Annotated in this window: 20 protein-coding genes and 1 tRNA gene; 11 read left to right on the forward strand and 10 right to left on the reverse strand. The window is 66.2% G+C overall.

The window, feature by feature from the left end; genetic code table 11:
• Positions 1 to 60 precede the first annotated feature (60 nt).
• From sstT to AC5W54_RS05140, 6 genes are all read left to right on the forward strand, one after another.
• A complete protein-coding gene (gene sstT, locus AC5W54_RS05115) occupies positions 61 to 1,284 on the forward strand; it encodes a serine/threonine transporter SstT (protein ID WP_495960996.1) in 1,224 nt (407 codons plus the stop codon).
• 209 nt (positions 1,285 to 1,493) lie between these two features.
• On the forward strand, positions 1,494 to 2,024 hold the full coding sequence (locus AC5W54_RS05120; protein ID WP_495960997.1) for a helix-turn-helix domain-containing protein: 531 nt from the start codon (positions 1,494 to 1,496) through the stop codon (positions 2,022 to 2,024).
• Positions 2,021 to 2,752: an AzlC family ABC transporter permease gene (locus tag AC5W54_RS05125; RefSeq protein WP_495960998.1), complete on the forward strand. Its 732-nt coding sequence runs from the start codon at positions 2,021 to 2,023 to the stop codon at positions 2,750 to 2,752. Before AC5W54_RS05120 ends, AC5W54_RS05125 begins: the two co-directional genes overlap by 4 nt.
• Positions 2,745 to 3,095 (forward strand): AzlD domain-containing protein, encoded by a 351-nt coding sequence (locus AC5W54_RS05130; protein WP_495960999.1) that lies wholly within the window; start codon positions 2,745 to 2,747, stop codon positions 3,093 to 3,095. Before AC5W54_RS05125 ends, AC5W54_RS05130 begins: the two co-directional genes overlap by 8 nt.
• Positions 3,096 to 3,206: 111 nt before the next feature.
• Positions 3,207 to 3,458 carry a type II toxin-antitoxin system Phd/YefM family antitoxin gene (locus tag AC5W54_RS05135; RefSeq protein WP_495961000.1) on the forward strand — a complete coding sequence of 84 codons (252 nt, stop codon included), beginning with the start codon at positions 3,207 to 3,209 and terminating at the stop codon, positions 3,456 to 3,458.
• The gene (locus AC5W54_RS05140) at positions 3,455 to 3,841 is read left to right on the forward strand and encodes a type II toxin-antitoxin system VapC family toxin (protein WP_495961001.1); all 387 of its coding nucleotides are present in this window, start codon (positions 3,455 to 3,457) and stop codon (positions 3,839 to 3,841) included. Before AC5W54_RS05135 ends, AC5W54_RS05140 begins: the two co-directional genes overlap by 4 nt.
• A 360-nt stretch (positions 3,842 to 4,201) precedes the next feature.
• Here the strand turns inward: AC5W54_RS05140 and AC5W54_RS05145 are convergent, their stop codons facing one another.
• The 3 genes from AC5W54_RS05145 to AC5W54_RS05155 all read right to left on the reverse strand — a co-directional run bounded on the left by AC5W54_RS05145 (position 4,202) and on the right by AC5W54_RS05155 (position 6,275).
• Positions 4,202 to 5,122 (reverse strand): nucleotidyl transferase AbiEii/AbiGii toxin family protein, encoded by a 921-nt coding sequence (locus AC5W54_RS05145; protein ID WP_495961002.1) that lies wholly within the window; start codon positions 5,120 to 5,122, stop codon positions 4,202 to 4,204.
• The gene (locus tag AC5W54_RS05150) at positions 5,112 to 5,939 is read right to left on the reverse strand and encodes a type IV toxin-antitoxin system AbiEi family antitoxin domain-containing protein (protein ID WP_495961003.1); all 828 of its coding nucleotides are present in this window, start codon (positions 5,937 to 5,939) and stop codon (positions 5,112 to 5,114) included. Before AC5W54_RS05150 ends, AC5W54_RS05145 begins: the two co-directional genes overlap by 11 nt.
• A gap of 259 nt (positions 5,940 to 6,198) precedes the next feature.
• Positions 6,199 to 6,275, reverse strand: a tRNA-Ile gene (locus tag AC5W54_RS05155).
• Between the two features lie 159 nt (positions 6,276 to 6,434).
• On the opposite strand from AC5W54_RS05155, the gene AC5W54_RS05160 reads away from it, so the two are divergent.
• Positions 6,435 to 7,028 carry a hypothetical protein gene (locus tag AC5W54_RS05160; RefSeq protein ID WP_495961004.1) on the forward strand — a complete coding sequence of 198 codons (594 nt, stop codon included), beginning with the start codon at positions 6,435 to 6,437 and terminating at the stop codon, positions 7,026 to 7,028.
• 88 nt (positions 7,029 to 7,116) lie between these two features.
• Here the strand turns inward: AC5W54_RS05160 and AC5W54_RS05165 are convergent, their stop codons facing one another.
• A complete protein-coding gene (locus AC5W54_RS05165; protein ID WP_495961005.1) occupies positions 7,117 to 8,922 on the reverse strand; it encodes an ABC transporter ATP-binding protein in 1,806 nt (601 codons plus the stop codon).
• Between the two features lie 184 nt (positions 8,923 to 9,106).
• Between AC5W54_RS05165 and AC5W54_RS05170 the strand changes: the two genes are divergently transcribed.
• The 4 genes from AC5W54_RS05170 to AC5W54_RS05185 all read left to right on the forward strand — a co-directional run bounded on the left by AC5W54_RS05170 (position 9,107) and on the right by AC5W54_RS05185 (position 14,134).
• Positions 9,107 to 9,982 (forward strand): AEC family transporter, encoded by an 876-nt coding sequence (locus AC5W54_RS05170; RefSeq protein ID WP_495961006.1) that lies wholly within the window; start codon positions 9,107 to 9,109, stop codon positions 9,980 to 9,982.
• 116 nt (positions 9,983 to 10,098) lie between these two features.
• Positions 10,099 to 11,244 (forward strand): PQQ-dependent sugar dehydrogenase, encoded by a 1,146-nt coding sequence (locus AC5W54_RS05175; protein WP_495961007.1) that lies wholly within the window; start codon positions 10,099 to 10,101, stop codon positions 11,242 to 11,244.
• Between the two features lie 26 nt (positions 11,245 to 11,270).
• Entirely contained in the window at positions 11,271 to 12,743 is a 1,473-nt protein-coding gene (locus AC5W54_RS05180; protein WP_495961008.1) for a sensor histidine kinase, read from the forward strand.
• Positions 12,740 to 14,134: a sigma-54-dependent transcriptional regulator gene (locus AC5W54_RS05185; protein WP_495961009.1), complete on the forward strand. Its 1,395-nt coding sequence runs from the start codon at positions 12,740 to 12,742 to the stop codon at positions 14,132 to 14,134. The genes AC5W54_RS05180 and AC5W54_RS05185 overlap by 4 nt, the downstream gene beginning before the upstream one ends.
• A 232-nt stretch (positions 14,135 to 14,366) precedes the next feature.
• Here the strand turns inward: AC5W54_RS05185 and AC5W54_RS05190 are convergent, their stop codons facing one another.
• The 6 genes from AC5W54_RS05190 to AC5W54_RS05215 form a co-directional block, all read right to left on the reverse strand.
• Positions 14,367 to 14,816 carry a hypothetical protein gene (locus AC5W54_RS05190; protein WP_495961010.1) on the reverse strand — a complete coding sequence of 150 codons (450 nt, stop codon included), beginning with the start codon at positions 14,814 to 14,816 and terminating at the stop codon, positions 14,367 to 14,369.
• A gap of 95 nt (positions 14,817 to 14,911) precedes the next feature.
• Complete coding sequence (locus AC5W54_RS05195; RefSeq protein ID WP_495961011.1) at positions 14,912 to 15,238, reverse strand: hypothetical protein; 327 nt, start codon at positions 15,236 to 15,238, stop codon at positions 14,912 to 14,914.
• Between the two features lie 289 nt (positions 15,239 to 15,527).
• Positions 15,528 to 16,379 (reverse strand): ABC transporter permease, encoded by an 852-nt coding sequence (locus AC5W54_RS05200; RefSeq protein WP_495961012.1) that lies wholly within the window; start codon positions 16,377 to 16,379, stop codon positions 15,528 to 15,530.
• A gap of 4 nt (positions 16,380 to 16,383) precedes the next feature.
• Positions 16,384 to 17,637: an ABC transporter permease gene (locus AC5W54_RS05205; protein WP_495961013.1), complete on the reverse strand. Its 1,254-nt coding sequence runs from the start codon at positions 17,635 to 17,637 to the stop codon at positions 16,384 to 16,386.
• A gap of 82 nt (positions 17,638 to 17,719) precedes the next feature.
• A complete protein-coding gene (locus AC5W54_RS05210) occupies positions 17,720 to 18,838 on the reverse strand; it encodes an extracellular solute-binding protein (RefSeq protein ID WP_495961014.1) in 1,119 nt (372 codons plus the stop codon).
• A 149-nt stretch (positions 18,839 to 18,987) separates the two neighbouring features.
• Positions 18,988 to 20,130, reverse strand: a complete 1,143-nt coding sequence (locus AC5W54_RS05215) for an ABC transporter ATP-binding protein (protein ID WP_495961015.1) — start codon at positions 20,128 to 20,130, stop codon at positions 18,988 to 18,990.
• Positions 20,131 to 20,201: the final 71 nt, after the last annotated feature.

Genomic DNA, 20,201 nt, shown 5'->3' on the forward strand with positions numbered 1-20,201 from the left:
CGCCCGAGCTCCCGGCAGCGTGGCGCCTGCCCGCTCATTACAACTCTCGAGAGACGCTTCATGATCGCCACCGTCCAGAATCTCAGCCGCCCGCTGCTACGCCTGGGGCTGATCCCCCAGATCGCCATCGGCATCGTCTGCGGCATCCTGCTCGCCTCCGTCTCGCCGGAGGCGGCCCAGTCGGTATCGCTACTCGGCCAACTGTTCATCTCCGCCCTGAAGGCGGTCGCCCCGATCCTGGTGTTCGTCCTCGTCGCGGCGGCCATCGCCAGCCACCGACAGGGCCAACCCACCCATATCCGCTCGGTCCTGGCCCTCTATGTGATCGGCACCCTGACCGCCGCCCTGGTGGCCGTCGTCGCGAGCTTCGTGTTTCCCACCACCCTGGCCCTGGACGTGCCCGAGGTCAGCGGCAACCCGCCGGGCGGCATCATCGAGATCCTCAGGAACCTGCTGCTGAACGCCGTCGCCAATCCGGTCAGTGCCCTGATGGAGGGCAACTTCATCGCGATCCTGGTGTGGGCCATTGGCCTCGGCATCATGCTGCGCCAGGCCGAGGAGAGCACCCGGACGATGCTGACCGATCTCTCCGACGCCATATCGAACATCGTCCGGATCGTGATCCGCTTCGCCCCGCTGGGCATCTTCGGGCTGGTCGCCGCCACCCTGGCGGAATCCGGCATGGGGGCGCTGCTCGACTATGGCCACCTGCTGATGGTGATCGTCGGCTGCATGCTGTTCGTGGCACTCGTCACCAACCCGCTGATCGTCTACTGGCAGACCCGCCGCAACCCCTACCCGCTGGTACTCACCTGCCTGCGCGGCAGCGCCATCACCGCCTTCTTCACGCGCAGCTCGGCGGCCAACATCCCGGTCAACCTGGAGCTGTGCAAGCGCCTGAAACTCCACGCCGACACCTACGCGATCTCCATCCCGCTGGGCGCGACCATCAACATGAGTGGGGCCGCCATCACCATCAGCGTGATCACCCTCGCCGCCGCCCATACCCTGGGCATCGCCGTCGACTTCCCCACCGCCCTGCTGCTGTGCATCGTCTCCGCTCTAGCCGCCTGCGGCGTCTCCGGGGTGGCCGGTGGTTCGCTGCTGCTGATCCCCATGGCCAGCAACCTGTTCGGCATCTCCACCGACGTGGCCATGCAGGTGGTGGCGATCGGCTTCGTGATCAGCGTGGTGCAGGACTCCGCCGAAACGGCACTGAACTCCTCCACCGACGTGCTGTTCACCGCCGCCGCCTGCCAAGCCGAGGAGAACCGGCAGGCGTGACGTGACGCCGCCGCCCCCGCAGCCAGGGGGCCGGCGCGTTTGGCCCCAGGCCTGACGCTCCCCGCCTTACCAGCGCCCCTCCCGCCGCCCGGCGAGAGGGGCGTTTTCGCACCGGGCGCGCGCTCAGGGCAAAGCCGACGGGAAACGATTGACAGCCGGATGTTCCTTTAATAGAACGTTCGTTAAAAGGAACGACAAAAAGGCTTCCCATGGACAAGCTCTCGCTCGGCACCCTCGGCCAGCACCTGCAGACCCTGCGGCTCGCCCAGGGGTGGTCGCTGTCGCAGCTGGCCGCCGCCGCCGGCATCGCCAAGTCGAACCTGTCGCGTCTCGAGCAGGGCAACGGCAACCCCACCCTGGACACCATCTGGCGACTGGCGGTGCAACTCAACGTGCCCTTCGGCACCCTGGTGGCGCCGATCCGCGTGCCGCTGGGCGAGGAGGGGGTGGAGGTGCGCCTGCTCGACCAGGGAAAGGACACGCCCCAGGTCGACGCCTACTGGATGCGCTGCGCGCCCCATACCACGCGCCATGCCGAGGCGCATACGCCGGGGGCTCGCGAGTCGCTCACCCTCATCAGCGGGCGGCTGGAGGCCGGCCCGGAAGGCGCCACCACCATGCTCTCGGCCGGCGATACCCTCACCTTCGCCGCCGACCGCCCGCACCTCTATCGCACCCTGGACGCCTGGGCCACGCTGCTCCTCACCATCGTCTACACCGGCCAAGGAGATACCCCATGAGCCTGCAAGCCACGCATGCCCTCTCCCGCCCCTGGTTCGTGGGCCTGCGCGAGGCCATTCCGCTGCTGGGCGGCTATGTGCCGGTCGCCATCTCCTTCGGGCTGATCGCCACCCAGGCCGACTTCAGCACCTGGGAGGCGGTGATCATCTCGACGCTCGTCTACGCCGGGGCCTCGCAGTTCCTGTTCGTCGGCATGGTCGCCGCCGGTGCGCCGCTGTGGCTGGTGGTCGTCATGACGCTGCTGATCAACGCACGCCATGTGGTCTACGCCCCCAACCTGGCGCCCTGGCTGACCACCAGCCGCTGGTGGCCCTGGCTGATGCACGGCCTGACCGATCAGGTCTTCGCCCTGGCCCACAGCCGCCTGCCGCAGTTGCCGGAGAAACAACGCCTCGGCTGGTTCACCGGCGCCGCGCTGCTGGCCTGGGCCAGCTGGATCGGCGGCACCGCGCTGGGCGCCGTGGCCGGCGACGAGCTGACCACACGCTGGCCGCTGCTCGGCGAGGTCATGCCCTTCGCCCTGCCGGCCTTGTTTCTGGTGCTGGTGGCACCGCGCTTCACCTCCCGGCGCTGGTCCCTGGCGCTGGGCAGTGCCATCGCCATCGCGGCGCTGCTCACCGTGAACGGGCTGACCAACGCCGCGATCCCCCTCGCCGCCGCCTGCGGGGCCCTGTGCTTCTACCTGGTGAAGTTCGACGCCACAACGCGAGGAAAAGGCAATGAGTAGCGCACTTTGGTTGGCCGTGCTGGCCACGGCCGTGGGCACCCTGCTGATGCGCCTGCTGCCGCTGCTGTGGATGCAGCGCCGTCTCCAGAAGTCCGCCAGTGAAGACGGCCTCGAGGCCATGCCCCAGTGGCTCGGCATCCTCGGCCCCTTGATGATCGCCGCGGTGCTCGGCGTCTCGCTGGTCCCGACGACCACCGACGCCATCTCCTGGCTCGCCACGGCGATCGGCGTGGCCGCGACCCTGGCCGTCTGGTACCGGCTGCGCTCGCTGGGCTGGCCGGTGGCCGCGGGGGTGGCGGCCTATGGGGTGGTGGTGATCCTGGCAGGGCTGGCGACAGCGTAGGCGGGGTTCGTGCGGGTAGCCCGGCCGTTGGGCGAGCCCAGCTGGCGAAGGCGATGGCATTCAAGTAGACTAGGCTAGTCTAGTCTAGTCTACTTGATCGAGACGCTTACCATGGACATCGTCAATATCCACGAAGCCAAGACGCATCTGTCCCGGCTTCTGGCGCGTGCGGCGAAGGGCGAGACCGTGGTGATCGCCAAGGCGGGCCGGCCCATCGCCAAGCTCACCCCCATCGACGCCCCGCCGGCTGGCAAGACGCGCCGCCTCGGATTCCTGGAGGGCGTGTTCGAGATCCCCGACGATTTCGACACCATGGGCAGCGATGCGATTACCGAGATGTTCGAAGGCGGCGAATCGCCATGATGCTGCTGCTGGATACGCACCTGCTGCTCTGGGCCGCCTCGCAGCCGGACCGCCTCTCGGCTGCGGCCCGAGAGAAGCTGCTGGATGAGAACAACGAGCCCTGGTTCAGCGCCGCCAGCCTCTGGGAGGTGACCATCAAGGCCAGCCTGGGGCGTCCCGACTTCCGAGTAGACCCTTACCTGCTGCGCCGCGGCCTGGTCGATAACGGCTACACGGAACTGCCCATCACCAGCGGTCACGCTCTCGCCGTCCACCACTTGCCCCCCATCCACCGCGATCCGTTCGACCGCCTGCTCGTCGCCCAGGCCGAGAGCGAGGGCATGCTGCTGCTGACCGCCGACGCGACAGTGGCGCGCTACCCCGGCCCGATCATGCGGGTGTAGCGGTTCACGAATCTCACGCTGTCACTCACCATCAATGCGTTGACGCTACCCCGCACGCCCCACTGTGAGACGGCCAGGCACGTCGCCTCACCACCTTCGCACGACACTCATCCTGACACTGGGGGAAATCGCCGCGCAGCAAGTCCGCCACGGACCAGATGAAGGCCGCTAATTGAGAGTGACTCTCCGTGTTCACGATGCTTCCCCGCGTTCTTGGTGCTGATAGTAGGAATGCGGCCCATCATACACAGCGAGCGGGAAGCGGCGAAGCCGCCAAGGCCGAGGGGGACTCCCTCCTCAGCCTAGCGCAGCATCAGTTCGGCACCTGGCCGCCGGGGGCTGGTGGTCGGCCTGGCGGCGTCATCGTGACAAGACTTGCTCCAGCGCCTTGATAATCGCCTCCCGCGTGCCGGGACCCGCCCTGTCCAGATTGAGCTCACGCCACCGCACCGCCGGCAGCCGGTCGAGGCCTGCTATGCCCAGCGCCTCCCAGGCCGGGTTCCCTTCATAGAAAGAGATCAGAAACGCCTTGTGCTCTTCCGGCATGCCGGACAGGACCGTGCTGACCAGACGGTCCCTGGCCTCCAGCAGCGTTCCAAGCGATACGGGCCGCTCCGTCATGCCGGCAAAGTCGGTCTCGAAGATAGAGCGGATATCCTTGGCCGGCGGCGCTAACAGGGAATGGGGCGAATGATCATGGCTGATCAGATAGACGATGAGGGCCGTTCGCAACTCATCGCTGAAGCCATCTTCCTCCAGGAGCAGATGGACGTCGAACAGGTCGCGGGGATGCTGCCGGTCCAGCGCCGCCAGGATCTTGCCGGCATACAGATCGGCAAATGACAGGACCTGTATCCTCGCAAACCCGAACTCATCCTCGGTCGTCTCCGATACGGGCATCGCGACCGGCTCGTAGACGCAACCCCGCAAGACCGGCGTCACTTCGACCTTGATCTGCAGACGATGCTTGGTGCGAACCACGAGCTTGTTGATCGCCCCCTTGCCGCCGGGGGCCGAGCCCTGCACGGTCATGTCCGGAAAGGCGCCGGTGATGCGATCACCGATCCGCTTCAGGGCGCTGTCGATCGCTTCCAGTGATTCCGCGCGATCCGCCACCGGCAGATACGTCAGGTCGATATCCACGGAGAGGCGCGGCAGATCACGGACAAAGAGATTGATCGCCGTCCCGCCCTTCAGGGCAAAGCAGCTTTCTTTGGCGACCAGGGGGAGCACCGAAACGAGAAGCTGCACCTGCTGCCTGAATGTCGGATCAAAGGGCATCCATGTCCTCCGGGACGGTGATTTGATATGTCTTGTCCAGCCTGCCGCCCCGGGCGATCATCCGCTTTCCCTTGCCCAGATCGATGTTGCCGCGCTCGATCATATCCAGCCACTGATGCCGGTACCGATCGGCGAAAAAGAAGAACAGCCGCTTCACCTTGACGCTCTGCGCCTCCTCGAGCAAGGCCTGCAGCTTGCGCGGACGCAGCGTCACGAGCCCTTCCATGAACTTGTCCACCATGTCGAACGAGGTGTTGTTCGGAAGCTCGTCCATCAGCTCGAGAATCGCCCGTTCTGGGGCAGAGCGCACCAGCGGCCAACCCCACGGCCCCCACTCATCGATAGCCAGCGCACCCGGCAGCCGGGGCGACGCCCCGGCCGGGTCCAGAGAGAGCTTATCGCTGTAGCCGGGCAGCGCCGGCAGGAAGCGGGACCGGTTGTGAATGGTAATTTCCGGCATGGCCGGCAGCTTCGCGAGCCAGGAGGGCAGCTTGCGGTCGGTATAGAGGTGGACAGCCTGCTGCGCCCGATAGAGATAGTGAGAGTAGCCCTGCATCTCCAGGGCGGTCCGCCCACCCACCGAGACGGGGTAGCCCAGCAATACCTGCAAGGAGATGATGACCTGTTCCCAGCGCAGTACGCCGCGCGGCCGCCAGTACACCCCACGTACGGGACTCTCCAACCAGCCGCTGGAGACATACTGGCTCCGCAGTGCCCGCGAATAGCCATGCGCCTCCAGCCACGCCGCATCGACCAGCAGCCCTTCCGGCAACAGGCGCTCCAACTGGTTTAGCTTTCCACCTTTCAGTTCGCTCATGCTATACAAAATAGAATCTTTTCAAACAAAAGAGATAGTTTAAACTAGGAACCAAAAGCATAGCTATGCTAAACAAAAAGGATAATTATTAAACCAAGAGTGTGGCGCGCAACCGCCACCTTAACAACACCACGCCGGTACAAGGCCCACGAGCCACCTGCCCGGTGACTGGCCGGCACACTGACGACGGATGAAGTGGCCAAGTTCGCCCCAAGAACCGGGCGAGGAAGGCAGAAAGCAAGCGTAATGTACTGATTGATGGTGGGCCCAGCTGGACTCGAACCAGCGACCAAAGGATTATGAGTCCTCTGCTCTAACCAACTGAGCTATAGGCCCTTCCGGAAAGCGCCGAACAGCGCTGCCGTATGATAGCGAATGCCGATGCGCGAGGCCAGAGGCTGGGCCCCGTGGCCCGCCCTTCTCGCCCCCGTCGGGCACTTCCGGCCCGTTCGCGTGTCTTCATGCCAGGACATGGCCCCCTGTGGAGATTTCCCGGTGACGAAACGACTTCTTGGCCTCGGCATGGGGCTCGGTGCGGTATTGCTGCTGGCGCTGCCGGCCGTGGCGGCGTGGGAGCTGGACCCGGCGCAGTCGCGGGTGGCGGCGACGGTGGTACAGATCGGCCCCGACGGACCGATCCCCCGCCATCACGAGGTGCGCCGGCTGGCCGGCAGCGCCGATGCCAGCGGCGCCCTGGAGCTGCCGCTGCGGCTGAACCAGAGCGACGTGATCGAGAAGCTGGGGCCGCTGCCGCCCTGGCTCTCGGGTCTCACCGAACGCCCCATGGCCACCCTGACCACCCGCTTTCCACCCGAGCGGCTCGAGCAACTGGCCGTCGGCGAGTCGCTGGTGGAAACGCTGACGCTCTCGGTGCAGTCGGGCCATGCCACGCGCACGGAACCGCTGGCGGTACGCTTCACCCGGGAGTCTGCCGATCGGATCCGGGTGACCAACGCCGAACGGGTGGTGCTGGACGGCCAGGAGTTGATGGCCGACCCTACCCTGCGCTCGGTACTGCTGCTGCTCGGCTACGAACGGATCGGCGACGAGGTGCCGGTCAGCCTGGATGCCATGCTGATTCGGCAGTAGCTTCCTCGAGCCTGCGGCCTTACCACGAATATCTCGATGATGGCGGCACGTTAGCCGGAAAAGGCGCCGAGGCTCGCCCCTGAGGGCCTCAAAGGGCCGCCTCCCCCACCTCCAGCGCACCGGTCTGTACCCGCCACTGGGCGGCGTAGCGGCCATGCCGGGCGAGCAGGTCGGCGTGAGTGCCCTGCTCCACCACCCGCCCGCCGTCGATCACCACGATCTCGTCGGCGTGGACGATGGTCGAGAGGCGGTGGGCGATCATGATCACGGTGCGGCCGTGGCCGATCTTGGCCAGCGAGCGCTGGATCGCCGCCTCGGTCTCGTTGTCCACGGCGCTGGTGGCCTCGTCGAGCACCAGGATGGGCGGGTCCTTGAGCAGCGCGCGGGCCAGCGACAGCCGCTGGCGCTGGCCGCCGGAGAGGCGCACGCCGCGCTCGCCCACCGGGGTGTCGAGCCCCTGGGGCAACACCTGGATAAACGCCCACGCCTCGGCGGTCCTGGCCGCCTCGATCACTTCCGCCTCCGATGCATCCGGCTTGCCATAGGCGATATTGTCGCGGATCGAGCCCTCGAACAGGTAGACGTCCTGGCTGACCAGGCCGATGGCCCCGCGCAGCGAGGCCAGGCTCACCCCATCGATCGGCTGGCCGTCGATGCAGACCCGCCCCGCGCTCGGGTCGTAGAAGCGCAGCAGCAGCTTGATCAGCGTCGACTTGCCGGAGCCGGTGGCGCCCACCAGCGCCAGGGTATGGCCCGCGGGTACCCGCAGGCTGACCTCCTCGACCCCCACCTCGCTTGCCGCATAGCGGAAGCTTACCGCCTCGAAGCTCACCTCGCCGCGCACCGGCCCCGCCAGCGGCCGGCCGTGGTTGTCGCGCACGGTGATCGGCACCGCCAGCAGGTCGAGGATGCGCCGGGTGCTGGCCATGGCGCGTTCGAACAGGTCGATCACCTCGGCGAGGCCGGTGAGCGGCCAGAGCAGGCGCTGGGTGAGGAACACCAGCACGCCGTAGGCGCCGACGTTGAGGTCGCCGCGTAGCGCCAGCATGCCGCCCACGGTGAAGGTGGCGAGGAAGCCGGCGAGGATCGCCATGCGGATCACCGGGATAAAGGCCGAGCTGACGCGGATCGCCCGGCGGTTGGCCTCCACGTAGGCCTCGCTGGTGGCGCGCAGCCGCTCGGCCTCGCGCGTCTCGCTGGTGAAGCTCTTGATGGTGGCGATGCCGGCCAGGTTGTTGGAGAGCCGGCTGGCGAGGTCGCCGACCTTCTCGCGCACGTCGGCGTAGAGCGGCCCCGCCTTGCGCTGGAAGAAGAAGGCGCCCCAGATGATCAGCGGGATCGGCGTGAAGGCGAGCAGCGCGATCAGCGGCGAGATGACGAAGAACACCGCGCCCACCGCCACCACGGTGACCCCCACCTGGATCAGCGAGTTGGCGCCGCCGTCGAGGAAGCGCTCGAGCTGGTTGACGTCGTCGTTCATGGTGGCGACGAGCTGGCCCGAGCTACGCGACTCGAAGAAGGCCATGTCGAGCCGTTGGGCGTGCTCGTAGGTGTCCAGGCGCATGTCGGCCTGCAGCCGCTGGGCCAGGTTGCGCCACAGGATCTTGTAGAGGTATTCGAAGAGCGATTCGCCGGCCCAGATGAAGAAGGTCAGAACCGCCAGAATGAGAATCTGCTCTTGCGCCGACTCGAAGCCAAGCCGGGCGACGAAGCTGCGCTCCTGGTTGACCACCACGTCGATGGCCACCCCGATGAGGATCTCGGGGGCGATGTCGAAGAGCTTGTTGATGATCGAACAGGTCGTCGCCGCGACGATGCGACGCCGGTAGCCGCGGGCGTAGCGCAGCAGGCGCACCAGCGCCTGGAAGCTGTTGGCGGAAGCGGTGGAGGGCATGAAGGTTTCCGGCTGACAGGCAAAGGAGGCCCAGCATAGCGGAGAACGCCCGGCCCCCACCAACTCGCGAATGGGTTACTCAGTCCCAGCCGTCCCGCTCGAGTATCTCCCGAGCGGCGGCATTTGCATCGTCACGACGATGCACGACAATGATGGGCTTTCCACCGCCTGCCAAGGACGTGCCATGCTTGCCGAACTCTTCGCCGTCATGGCGCCCGTACTGGCGGGCGCCGGCCTGGGTTTCACCTGGATCCGCCTCGGCCACCCCTACCCGGTGGAGTTCGTCACCCGACTGGTCTTCAACATCGGCACCCCGGCGCTGGTCCTCGCCTCGCTCGCCGGTGCCGAGATCGATGCCGGCAGCTTCGGCCGCACCATGCTGGCCACGGCCCTGGTGCTGATCGGCATGGCGGGCCTGACCTTCGTGCTCGCCCGATTGCTGCGGCGCGACTGGCGGGTGCTGCTGGCGCCCACCATGTACCCCAACACCGGCAACATGGGGCTACCGGTGGTGCTCTACGCCTTCGGCAACGCGGGCTTCGCCTTCGGCATCACCGTGATGGTGACCGTCTCGCTGTTCCAGTTCACCGTCGGCAGCATGCTCGCCAGCCGCGGCAATCCGCTCAGGACGCTGGTCAAGACCCCCACCGTCTACGCCATCCTGATCTCGCTGGCGTTGCTGCTCACCGACACCGAGCTGCCGTTGTGGCTGCACAACAGCGTCGATCTGATCTCGGGCTTCACCGTGCCCTTGATGCTGATCACCCTCGGCGTCTCGCTGGCCAGCATCCAGGTCAGGAGTCTCCGCTCGGGTATCGGCTTCAGTCTGCTGCGCATCCCGGTGGCGGCACTGGTGGCCTGGGGCATCGGCCACCTGCTCGCCCTGCCGCCCCTGGCCCAGAGCATCCTGATCCTGCAGATGAGCATGCCGGTGGCGGTCTTCAACTACCTCTTCGCCCAGCGTGCCGGGCGGGAACCCGCCTACACGGCCAGCCTGGTGTTCTGCTCGACCCTGCTGTCGCTGCTCTACCTGCCGATCCTGCTGGCGATCCTGATGTAGCCCTCGCCATTCCGGGTACCGGGAACACCGCGACCGGGCGAGGGTCCGTATGAGAGTCGCTATGCTGGTACAGGGAAGCCAAGTCGTGACCGACAATCACCAAGGGGGAGAACGGCATGCACCTGTCATTCAAGCTGCTACCCACCGCTCTGCTACTGGTCGGCGCCGTGGCCGCCACCCAGGCCCAGGCCGTGGAGGTGATCGAGGAGCGCATCGCCACCGAGCACCATGACCTGCGCCTGGAGCGCATCGCCTCCGGCCTCGAGCACCCCTGGGCCGTGGCCATGCTGCCCGACGGCCGCTACCTGGTCAGCGAGCGCCCCGGCCGCCTGGCACTGATCGACGAGGACGGCGACACCCTCCACCTGGACGGGGTGCCCGAGGTCAATGCCCGTGGCCAGGGTGGCCTGCTCGATGTGGTGTTGCACCCACAGTACGGGGACGGCGACCATGACTGGATCTACCTCACCTGGAGCCGGCCCGGCGACGGCGGCACCGCCACCGCCCTGGGCCGCGCGCGGCTCGACGGCGAGGCGCTGGTCGAGTTCGAGGAGCTGTTCGTCCAGGACCGCTATTCCGGCCCGGGGCGCCACTACGGCTCGCGGCTCGCCTGGCTACCCGACGGCACCCTGGCGATGAGCATCGGCGACCGGGGCCAGGAACCGCGCCGGGCCCAGGACAAGGGCGACCATGCCGGCAGCGTGCTGCGCCTGACCGAGACCGGCGGCGTGCCCGAGGACAACCCCTTCGTCGGCGATGGCGACGCCCTCGATGAGATCTACAGCCTCGGCAACCGCAATATCCAGGGCATGACCGTGGCCGCCGACGGCCGCCTCTGGGCGACCGAGCACGGCCCCCTGGGTGGCGACGAACTCAACCGGATCGAGCCCGGCGAGAACTACGGCTGGCCCGAGGTCAGCCTGGGGCGCGACTACGGCACCGGCGCCCCCATCGGCGAGGACTCCCTGCCCGGCATGCGCGACGCCGAGCACGTCTTCGAAGGGCGTTTCGCTCCCTCCGGCCTGGCCGAAGTGACCGGCGACGCCTTCCCGGAGTGGCGGGGCGACCTGCTGGCCGGGGGCCTGCGCAGCGAACGGCTCAAGCGCCTGACCCCGGCGGCGGACGGCTCGGTCGGCAGCGAGGTAATCCTCGACGGTCATATCGGCCGCATCCGCGACGTGCGCCAGGGTCGCGACGGCTATCTCTACCTGCTCGACGACGACCCGCAGGGCGGTCTCTACCGGCTGATGCCGGCCGACTGATCCTCCGCCCCCCGACCGGATACGCCATGCGCCTGCGCAACATCATCATCCTCACGGTCATCGTGCCACTGTTCTTCATCCTGGTGGTCTTCAGCCTGGTTGCGATCAAGTCCCTGGAAGACAACGTGCGCTCCAAGCTGCAGACCGAGGTCCAGATCATCACCCACGCCATCGGCACCTCACTGGGCTATGCCCTGGAGCGCGACACCCCGGAATCGCTCCAGGAGTCGCTGCACTCGGCCTTCTCCTTCCACCGTATCTACGGCGCCTACGTCTTCGACACCGAGGGCGAGGAGATCTACGGTCTGGGCCTGGGCAGGGCCCTGTTCGACGCCGAGGACATCCGTGCCGTCGTCGATGCGGGCGAGCTGTCCGGCCACTACCGCCAGCACGATGGCTGGACCTACTACTCGGCCCTGCTGCCGTTGACCACGCCCAATGGCGAGATCCGCGGAGTGCTGCAGGTCAATCGGCTCAACACCGGCATCGAGAACTACACTGGCTTCATCAGCCTGTTGGCGGTGCTGGTCTTCGCCATCGGCGCCGCCGGCATCGTGTTCAGCATCTGGTGGGGGTTCCGTCGCCATATCGAACAGCCGCTCAACCGTCTGCTGGCCGTGATGGCGCGGGTCGAGGAGGGGGACCGCAGCCAACGGGCGGTGATCGGCGGGCCCCAGGAGTACCGCCGCCTGGCCGGGGCCCTCAATGGCATGCTCGATGCCATGGCCGAGAAGGACGCCGACATCGAGGCGCGCAGGCTCAAGGAGATCGAGTTGGAGAAACGGCTGCGCAAGTCCCGCAAGCTCGCCGAACTCGGGGTGCTGGCCGCCGGCGTGGCCCACGAGATCGGTGCGCCGCTCACCGTGATCAACGGCCAGGCTCAGCGCCTGGCCCGGCAAGGGACGATCGGCGACGACGAGCGAGCCCGGCTCGGACGCATCCGTAGCGAGGTGGACCGCATCGTCGAGATCGTGCGCCAGCTGATGGAACTGGGGCGTCGCCATAACGTCGAGAAGGAGCGCCTGCCGCTGGATGCCCTGGTCGAATCGGCACGGGAACTGGTCGAGGAGGACCTGGAACGACGGGATATCCGCCTGGAGGTGGACCTGCCCACCCCGGCCCCTGAGTTGCTGGTCAACGGCCAGCAACTGATCCAGGTGCTGACCAACCTGCTGCGCAACGCCAGCCAGGCCGGCGAGGTGCAACGGGTGCGACTGCGCGTCCGGGTGGAGGGCGACGAGCTGCGCCTGTGGCTGGAGGACGATGGCCCCGGCATCCTCGAGGTCGACAAGTCCAAGGTGTTCGATCCCTTCTTCACCACCAAACCGGTGGGCCAGGGCAGCGGGCTCGGGCTCTCCATGGTCCACCGCATCATCAACGACCATGGCGGTACCATCGGCGTCTTCGACAGCGACCTGGGCGGTGCCGGCTTCGAGATCGGCCTACCATTGGATGACACCATGCATAGCGACATCAGCGAACGAGGAAGCGTGACGTGACGAGGAAGGATCCCTCCCCCACCCCGGCTCCCATCCTGATCGTCGAGGACGACCCGGCGATCCTCGAACTCCTCGAGGAAGAACTGCAGGATGCCGGCCATCCAACCCTCGGCGCAGGCAGTGCCGAAGAGGCCATCGCCACCCTCAGCCACAGCGAGGTCGCGCTGGTGATCAGTGACGTGCGCCTGCCCGGCATGAGCGGCATGCAGCTGCTGGAGCAGTTGCGCGGCGAGGGCAGCACCCTCGGCTTTATCGTGATCACCGCCTTCGGCACCATCGACCAGGCAGTGGAGGCGCTGAAGATCGGCGCCGACGATTTCCTGACCAAGCCGCTCGACCTGGAGGGGGTGCGCGAGGCGGTCTATCGGGTCCTCGAGCACCATCGGCTGGCCGCTCGCTTTCGTCAGGACGAGCCGCCTGGCCACTTCCATGGCCTCATCGGCGACAGCGAAGCGATGCAGACGCTGTTTCACGACGCCGCCCGCCTGGCCAGAAGCGATGCCCCCATCCTGGTGCTGGGCGAGAGCGGCACCGGCAAGGAACTGCTGGCCCGGGCCATCCATGCCGAGAGCCCCCGCGCCGAGGGCCCCTTCATCGGCGTGAACTGTGCCAGCATCCCCTCGGAGCTGATGGAGAGCGAGTTCTTCGGCCACGTGAAGGGTGCCTTCACCGGCGCCGGCGACTCCCGTCAGGGGCTGTTCCAGGCCGCCCATGGCGGCAGCCTGTTCCTCGACGAGATCGGCGAGATGTCGCCCGGCCTGCAGGCCAAGCTGCTGCGCGCCCTGCAGGAGAAGACGGTGCGCCCGGTGGGGGCCGAACGGGAAGAGCCGGTGGACGTACGCATCATCGCCGCCACCCACCGCGATCTCGAGCGGGAGATCGTGGACGGCAACTTCCGTAGTGATCTCTTCTATCGCCTGGAAACCTTCTCGCTGCGCATCCCGCCGCTGCGAGAGCGCAACGGCGACGTCGAGCGCCTGGCCGCGGCACTGATCGACAAGCACGCCGAGGCCCAGGACAAGACCATCCACAAGGTCGAACCCGCCGCGCTCCAGGCGCTGCTCTCCTACCCCTACCCGGGCAACGTGCGGGAGCTGGAGAACGCCATCATGCGCGCCGTCACCCTGGCCGAGGGGGGGCAGCTCAGCCACGCCGACCTGCCCGAACGCATCCGCGACCACGGCACCGACCAGCGCCGTAGTTACAGCGAAACACCGGCCGGCGGCCTGGAGCCGACCGCCACGCAGCAGGGCTGGCCGAGCCTGGAAGACGTCGAGAAACGCTATATCCGCAAGGTGCTCGAGGCCACCGGTGGCAACAAGCGGCGCACTGCCGATATTCTCGGCATCGCCCGGCGGACCCTCTACCGGCGCCTGGAAGAGGAAGAGTGAGGCGGCCTCGCCCGAGAGTTGCAGACTCGGGCGAGTTGCGAAAAAAAGACCCTCGCGGGGAGCAAGGGTCGTCAGGGGCGTCATCTCGGTCGACGGCTGGCTGAGGGGGTTGCGGCGGGGCCGCCGACCGCGCCATGCGACGCCAAGAGGTTGGTCAAGAAAGACTCACTAAAGAAATCTCCATCCCTGGAGCCCCCGGTGGCGCTCACCGGGACAATCCTCCTGAAACGCGTTACCAGCTGCTGTCCTCGTCATCGTCCACGGGGTTTTCCCACTCTTCCTCCTCGTTCTCTCCCTCGATCGTGGGATCGTTGATCGGGTCGCTCTGTTCGGCATCGCTCGGGCTCGGCATGGGCTCGCCGCCATCACCGAAGCCGGACTCATCGGACGGAGCGGCCTCCCCCGGTGCGGCCGGATCGGCCGGGTCCATACCCGGATCGGTCGGATCGGTCGGATCGGCCGGTGTGGCCGGGTCGGCCGGTGTGGCCGGGTCGGCCGGTACTCCCGGATCGCCCGGATCGGCCGGGGTTGCAGGGTCGGCCGGAGCGGTCGGATCCATGGTCGGATCGGCCGGCGCTCCCGGGTCCTCCTCATGAAAATCGGCGAAGGCCAGCGGACTGGCCAGCAGGCCGAAAGATACGCCGAGAATACCCAGCTTCTTGATAAACTCCTTGGACATCATGATATTACGCCTCCATTCACATCCATTCGCTGGAGAAAAGAGCATCGCTACCGGCCGCCTCGACGACCGGCAGATGCTGGTGGGGTGAGCCTCGATCAGGAGCCTGGCTCCTCCTCGTCTTCCTGGTCATCACCCAATGTCGGTTCGTCGCTCCCCATGGGTTCATCCTCTACCGGTTCCTGAACCGGCTCTTCACTCGCCATGGGCTCTTCGCTTACGCCACCCTCCATGGCGTCATCCTGCCCCATGCCGGGATCCTGCGCCGGCTCCTCCATGGGAGCGTCCTGCTCCATCGGTGGCATCTCGTCATCGTTACCACAACCGGCCAGGGCTAATGTGCCAATCGACAGGGCCACGATGGAGGCGGCCGCCGCCAAGCGTCGCCCGATGGCGGGGAAGCGAGTCTGCTTGTCATGTGTCATGCGGAAGGTCTCCCTCTATCGTTCCATGTTCACCCTGGAAGGAGCACAGGGCATGCCAGACACACCATATCCAGGAAAGATATTTTAAAATCAGTCACATGAAGAACCGACCTCCTGCCCTTCCACCCCTCAGTAGAGGGCTGACGTGATGGTACAAACTGACACATGGGTCAGGAGTGCCTCATCTCGGGGGACAGTGAGTGACTTGTCTCGCCATCGCGGATGCCAGAAATGCGACGGGGAGGCATCCACTGGACGCCTCCCCGTCGCACTGCGGGTCGAAGCCGGATCAGCCGGGCGAGAGTCCCCGCAGCCGCTCGCCGCGGCGGCGCAGCAGCTCGAGGGTGGTGAGCAGCAGCATGGAGAGGAGCACCAGCAGGGTCGCCACGGCCAGGATCGTCGGGCTGATCTGCTCACGAATGCCCGACCACATCTGGATCGGCATGGTGCGCTGTTCGGGGCCGGCGATGAACAGCACCACCACCACCTCGTCGAAGGAGGTGATGAAGGCGAACAGGGCGCCGGAGACCACCCCCGGCGTCACCAGCGGCAGCACCACCTTGAAGAAGGTCCGCGTGGGGTTGGCGCCCAGGCTGTGGGCGGCACGGATCAGGGTGGTGTCGAAGCTAGACAGGGTCGCCGTGACCGTGATCACCACGAAGGGAATGCCGAGCGCGGTGTGAGCAAGGATCACCCCCGGGTAGGTCTGGGCCAGGTTGACCTTGGAGAAGAAGAAGAACATCGCCGCGGCGGAGATGATCAGCGGCACGATCATCGGCGAGATGAGCAGCGCCATGATCGCCCCCCGCGCCGGCATGTGGCGGTTGGAGAGCCCCAGCGCCGCAATGGTGCCGAGTACCGTCGCGAGTATCGTCGAGGCGATACCGATGATGAAGCTGTTCTTGATGGCATGAAGCCAGGCCCGGGACGTGAAGAAGTCCTCGTACCAGCGCAGCGAGTAGCCCGCCGGGTCGAAGGAGAGCATCTCCTGGCTGAAGGTGAAGTAGGGCTGGGCGTTGAACGACAACGGGATGATGACCAGCAGCGGCCCGATCAGGAACAGGAAGACCAGGCTGCACAGTCCCAGAAAGACATAGTGCCAGAGGCGTTCGCCACGAGTGGCGTAGGAAGGAATGGCCATTGGATTACCCCAGCTTGACCTTGTCGACACCGATCAGGCGATTGAAGACCAGATAGAAGACCACCACCACGAACAGCAGGATCGAGGCGATCGCCGCGGCGAGCCCCCAGTTCAGCGAGGTCTGCATGTGGTAGGCGATGTAGTTGGTGATGAAGCGCCCGGACTGACCGCCCACCAGCGCCGGAGTGATGTAGTAGCCGATCGACAGGATGAACACCAGGATGCCGCCGGCGGCGATGCCGGGTATCGTCAGCGGGAAGTAGACCCGGCGGAAGCTGAGGAAGGGCTTGCCGCCCAGCGAGCGAGCCGCACGCATGTAGCTCGGCGGAATGGTCTTCATCACCGAGTAGAGCGGCAGGATCATGAACGGCAGCAGGATATGCGTCATGGCGATGATGGTGCCGGTCTTGTTGTGGATCATCTGCCAGCGCGCCTCGTCGGCGATCACCCCGATGGCCACCATCATGTCGTTGAGGACTCCCTGGGACTGCAGGATGGCGATCCAGGTGGTGGTGCGCACCAGCAGCGAGGTCCAGAACGGCAGCAGCACCAGGATCATCAACAGGTTGGAGTGGCGCAGCGGCAGGTTGGCGAGCAGGAAAGCCACCGGGTAGCCGAGCAACAGCGTCAAACCGGTGATCACGGCACTCATCCAGAAGGTACGCCAGAACAGTGACACATGGATCTCGAGATGAGGCGGCACCTTGACGAGCTCACCGTCCGGCGTGAGCTGGCGGTCCACCGCCGCCAGGTAGTAGGCAGGCGTGTAGGGCGTGGCTTCACGCCGGATCAACTTCCAGGTATCGAGCTCTCCCCAGGTATCGTTGAGCTCGATCAGCGCCTCGCGATAGGGCGGCTCGACGGTGCGAACCGATCGTGCCGTACGGGTGATCGTCGAGCGCATGCCCGACTTCTCGTAGTTCAGCCGACTCGACAGCAGCCCCAGGTTGCGGGCCGCCTGGCCCTCGCGCAGATCCTCCACCAGGGCGGCGAAGACCGGCTCGCCGGGTAGCGACTGGCCGTCCCACGCCTCCAGGGCCTCGACGGTACGCGACAGGTGGGTGGAAACTTCGGGGTTGTCGACGCTACGCCACAGCATGTCGAAGATCGGCATGACGAAGGCGATCACCAGGAACAGCAACAGCGGCGACACCAGCAGGAAGGCCTTGACCTTCGAGCGGCGCACGGCGCGGCGCAGGCTGACCTTGAGCGGCACACCATCGGCGGTGGTCAGGGGAACGGAAGGTGATTCGGACACGCAGGCCTCTCCATCGGGCGAAGAACGCGATCGGGATGCATCGGCGGGGGCCGCCACCCGACAAGCGGGCGGCGGCGCGGTCTCACTGGGCCAGCCAGGCGTCGAAGCGCTGGGTCAGCTCGTCGTTGTAGTCGGCCCAGAACTCGTCGTTCTTGGGAATGGCGGTGGCGAAGTTGGGGCCGTAGGTCGGCATGTGAGGTTCCATGTCGATGCCGGTCTCGGCGTGGGTCGAGACGAACTCCGCCGAGGACTTGCGCGCCGGGCCGTAGGAGATGTACTTCGCCTGGTCGGCGAGGCGCTGGGTATCGGTGGCGAAGTAGAGGTAGTCCTTGACCTTGTCGAGCTTGCCGACGGGCACCACCCAGCCGTCGAGCTCGAATACCTGGGCGTCCCAGATAATCTCGAAAGGCTGATTCTCGGTAACCATGGCGTTGAAGATGCGGCCGTTATAGGCCGAGCCGAAGGCCACTTCCTTGTCGGCGAGCAGTTGTGGCGGCTGGGCGCCCTCCTCCCACCAGATCACCTCGTCCTTGATGGTGTCGAGCTTGGCGAAGGCACGCTGGATGCCCGCCTCGGACTCGAGCACGTCGTAGACGTCCTCGGGGGCCACGCCGTCGGCCACCAGGGCCCACTCCAGGTTGTTGATCGGCTTGCGCAGCAGGGTCCGCTTGCCCGGGAAATTCTCCAGGTCGAAGACGTCGGCGATGGTGCTCGGCTGGTTGTCCTCGGGGAACATCTCGGTGTTGAAGGCGACGACGTTGGAGTAGACGATCGAGGCCACGAAGCACTCGCCCAGGGCGCCGTCGACGAAATCCTCGCTGGGCGGGGTGCCATCGGGAGCATCGGCCAGCAGGGCATCATGGTCCAGCGGCTCGAGCAGCCCTTCGGCACAGGCGATCATGGCGTCCGCCGGCAGCATGTCGACCAGGTCCCAGGTGATGTTGCCGGCCTGGAACTGGGCACGTAGCCCTGCCAGGGCGTTGCCGCTGCGATCGATGTTGACGATCTCGTGGCCGTTCATCTCCATCCAGGGCTCGTGATAGGCCTTCTGCTGGCTCATGCTGTAGGCCCCACCCCAGGAGACGATGTTGAGCGTCTCCTGGGCCTGGACCGTGGCCGACAGGCCAAGACTGGTCATGCCCGCCATCGCGATGGCGATGCCCAGGCGTCCCTTGCGACTCTTGATGCCTTGCTCTTTCATGCTGCTTCTCCACGCCTTGTTGTTCGTTTGTGTGACATCGTTGTTCGTACGTCTGACATCGATCCACCGGCACACCTGCCGGCATCGGGCCGTGGCCCGGCCTTCTTCCTGCTCGGTTTCGCTACGCAATCTCGCCATGACACCCGAGGTCAGGCATCCAGGGCACGACAGTCGCCCCAGGACCAGCCGACTTCGATGGTCTGCCCCGGTATCAGTGCCGGGTGTCCCTTGGCATTGGGCGTCTTGATGATGAACTCGTCGTTGCCGCAGACTCGCAGCCGAGTGCGCAGGTGATCGCCGAGATAGATCACCTCCAGCACCTCGCCACTGAAACGGTTGTCATGGTCCGCGTCCTCGCCACCACCACCGGGGATCTCGACCCGCTCCGGGCGCAGCGAGAGGGTCGTCCGCGTTCCCGGTTCTCCCGAGGCGACGGCCCTCGCCAGCACCATCTCGCCGTTGTCGAGGCGCACCCGGCAGCGCTCGCCGTCGTTCTCGACCACCTCGCCGAGCAGGCGATTGTTCTCGCCGATGAAGTAGGCAACGAAGGCGTTCTCCGGTGCCTCGTAAAGGGTCTCGGGGGAAGCCAGCTGCTGCACGACGCCGTCATTGAAGACAGCGATGCGGTCCGACATGGTCAGCGCCTCGGTCTGGTCGTGGGTGACATAGATCATGGTCACACCGAGGCTGGCGTGAATCCGCTTGATCTCGTACTGCATCTCCTCGCGCAGGTTCTTGTCGAGCGCCCCCAGGGGCTCGTCCATCAGCACCAGTTCGGGCTCGAAGACCAGGGCCCGGGCCAGGGCGACCCGCTGCTGCTGGCCTCCGGAGAGCTGGGCCGGGCGGCGGTCACCGAACTCCTCGAGGCGCACCATCGCCAGCGCGCGCGCCACCTTGTGCTTGATCTCCTCCTTCGATAGGTGACGCACTTCCAGCGGGAAGGCGAGGTTCTCGGCCACGGTCATATGCGGAAAGAGGGCGTAGTTCTGGAAGACCATGCCAATGCCCCGCTTGTGAGGTGGCAGGCCGCTGATCGGTTCGTTCTTGAGCAGGATCTCGCCATGGGTCGGGGTTTCGAAACCCGCCATCATCATCAGGCAGGTGGTCTTTCCCGAGCCCGAAGGGCCCAGCAGGGTGACGAATTCACCCCGGTGAATGTCCAGGTTGAACCCCTTGACGACCAGTTCGACACCGTCATAACTCTTCTGGACATTGACGAAGCGGGCAAAACACGACGACGCTTGTGTCGTCGCAACCGTTTCCTCCCCGGCTTCTGCAAGGGTCTCGTTCATGCAAACTCCCCGGTAACGTCCCGTTGCGGCAAGGTGAGCGATGCGACCCGGCCCACGACCGCACCACAAGA

Source organism: Halomonas sp. LMYGS-3 (assembly GCF_059509875.1).

Coding starts and splice junctions, on each gene's coding strand:
- AC5W54_RS05130 (WP_495960999.1), top strand. CDS start 2,745: ATGAGTAGCGCACTTTGGTTGGCCGTGCTGGCCACGGCCGTGGGCACC.
- AC5W54_RS05170 (WP_495961006.1), top strand. CDS start 9,107: ATGCTTGCCGAACTCTTCGCCGTCATGGCGCCCGTACTGGCGGGCGCC.
- AC5W54_RS05125 (WP_495960998.1), top strand. CDS start 2,021: ATGAGCCTGCAAGCCACGCATGCCCTCTCCCGCCCCTGGTTCGTGGGC.
- AC5W54_RS05190 (WP_495961010.1), bottom strand. CDS start 14,816: ATGATGTCCAAGGAGTTTATCAAGAAGCTGGGTATTCTCGGCGTATCT.
- sstT (WP_495960996.1), top strand. CDS start 61: ATGATCGCCACCGTCCAGAATCTCAGCCGCCCGCTGCTACGCCTGGGG.
- AC5W54_RS05180 (WP_495961008.1), top strand. CDS start 11,271: ATGCGCCTGCGCAACATCATCATCCTCACGGTCATCGTGCCACTGTTC.
- AC5W54_RS05165 (WP_495961005.1), bottom strand. CDS start 8,922: ATGCCCTCCACCGCTTCCGCCAACAGCTTCCAGGCGCTGGTGCGCCTG.
- AC5W54_RS05215 (WP_495961015.1), bottom strand. CDS start 20,130: ATGAACGAGACCCTTGCAGAAGCCGGGGAGGAAACGGTTGCGACGACA.
- AC5W54_RS05200 (WP_495961012.1), bottom strand. CDS start 16,379: ATGGCCATTCCTTCCTACGCCACTCGTGGCGAACGCCTCTGGCACTAT.
- AC5W54_RS05145 (WP_495961002.1), bottom strand. CDS start 5,122: ATGCCCTTTGATCCGACATTCAGGCAGCAGGTGCAGCTTCTCGTTTCG.
- AC5W54_RS05175 (WP_495961007.1), top strand. CDS start 10,099: ATGCACCTGTCATTCAAGCTGCTACCCACCGCTCTGCTACTGGTCGGC.
- AC5W54_RS05120 (WP_495960997.1), top strand. CDS start 1,494: ATGGACAAGCTCTCGCTCGGCACCCTCGGCCAGCACCTGCAGACCCTG.
- AC5W54_RS05195 (WP_495961011.1), bottom strand. CDS start 15,238: ATGACACATGACAAGCAGACTCGCTTCCCCGCCATCGGGCGACGCTTG.
- AC5W54_RS05150 (WP_495961003.1), bottom strand. CDS start 5,939: ATGAGCGAACTGAAAGGTGGAAAGCTAAACCAGTTGGAGCGCCTGTTG.
- AC5W54_RS05210 (WP_495961014.1), bottom strand. CDS start 18,838: ATGAAAGAGCAAGGCATCAAGAGTCGCAAGGGACGCCTGGGCATCGCC.
- AC5W54_RS05135 (WP_495961000.1), top strand. CDS start 3,207: ATGGACATCGTCAATATCCACGAAGCCAAGACGCATCTGTCCCGGCTT.
- AC5W54_RS05140 (WP_495961001.1), top strand. CDS start 3,455: ATGATGCTGCTGCTGGATACGCACCTGCTGCTCTGGGCCGCCTCGCAG.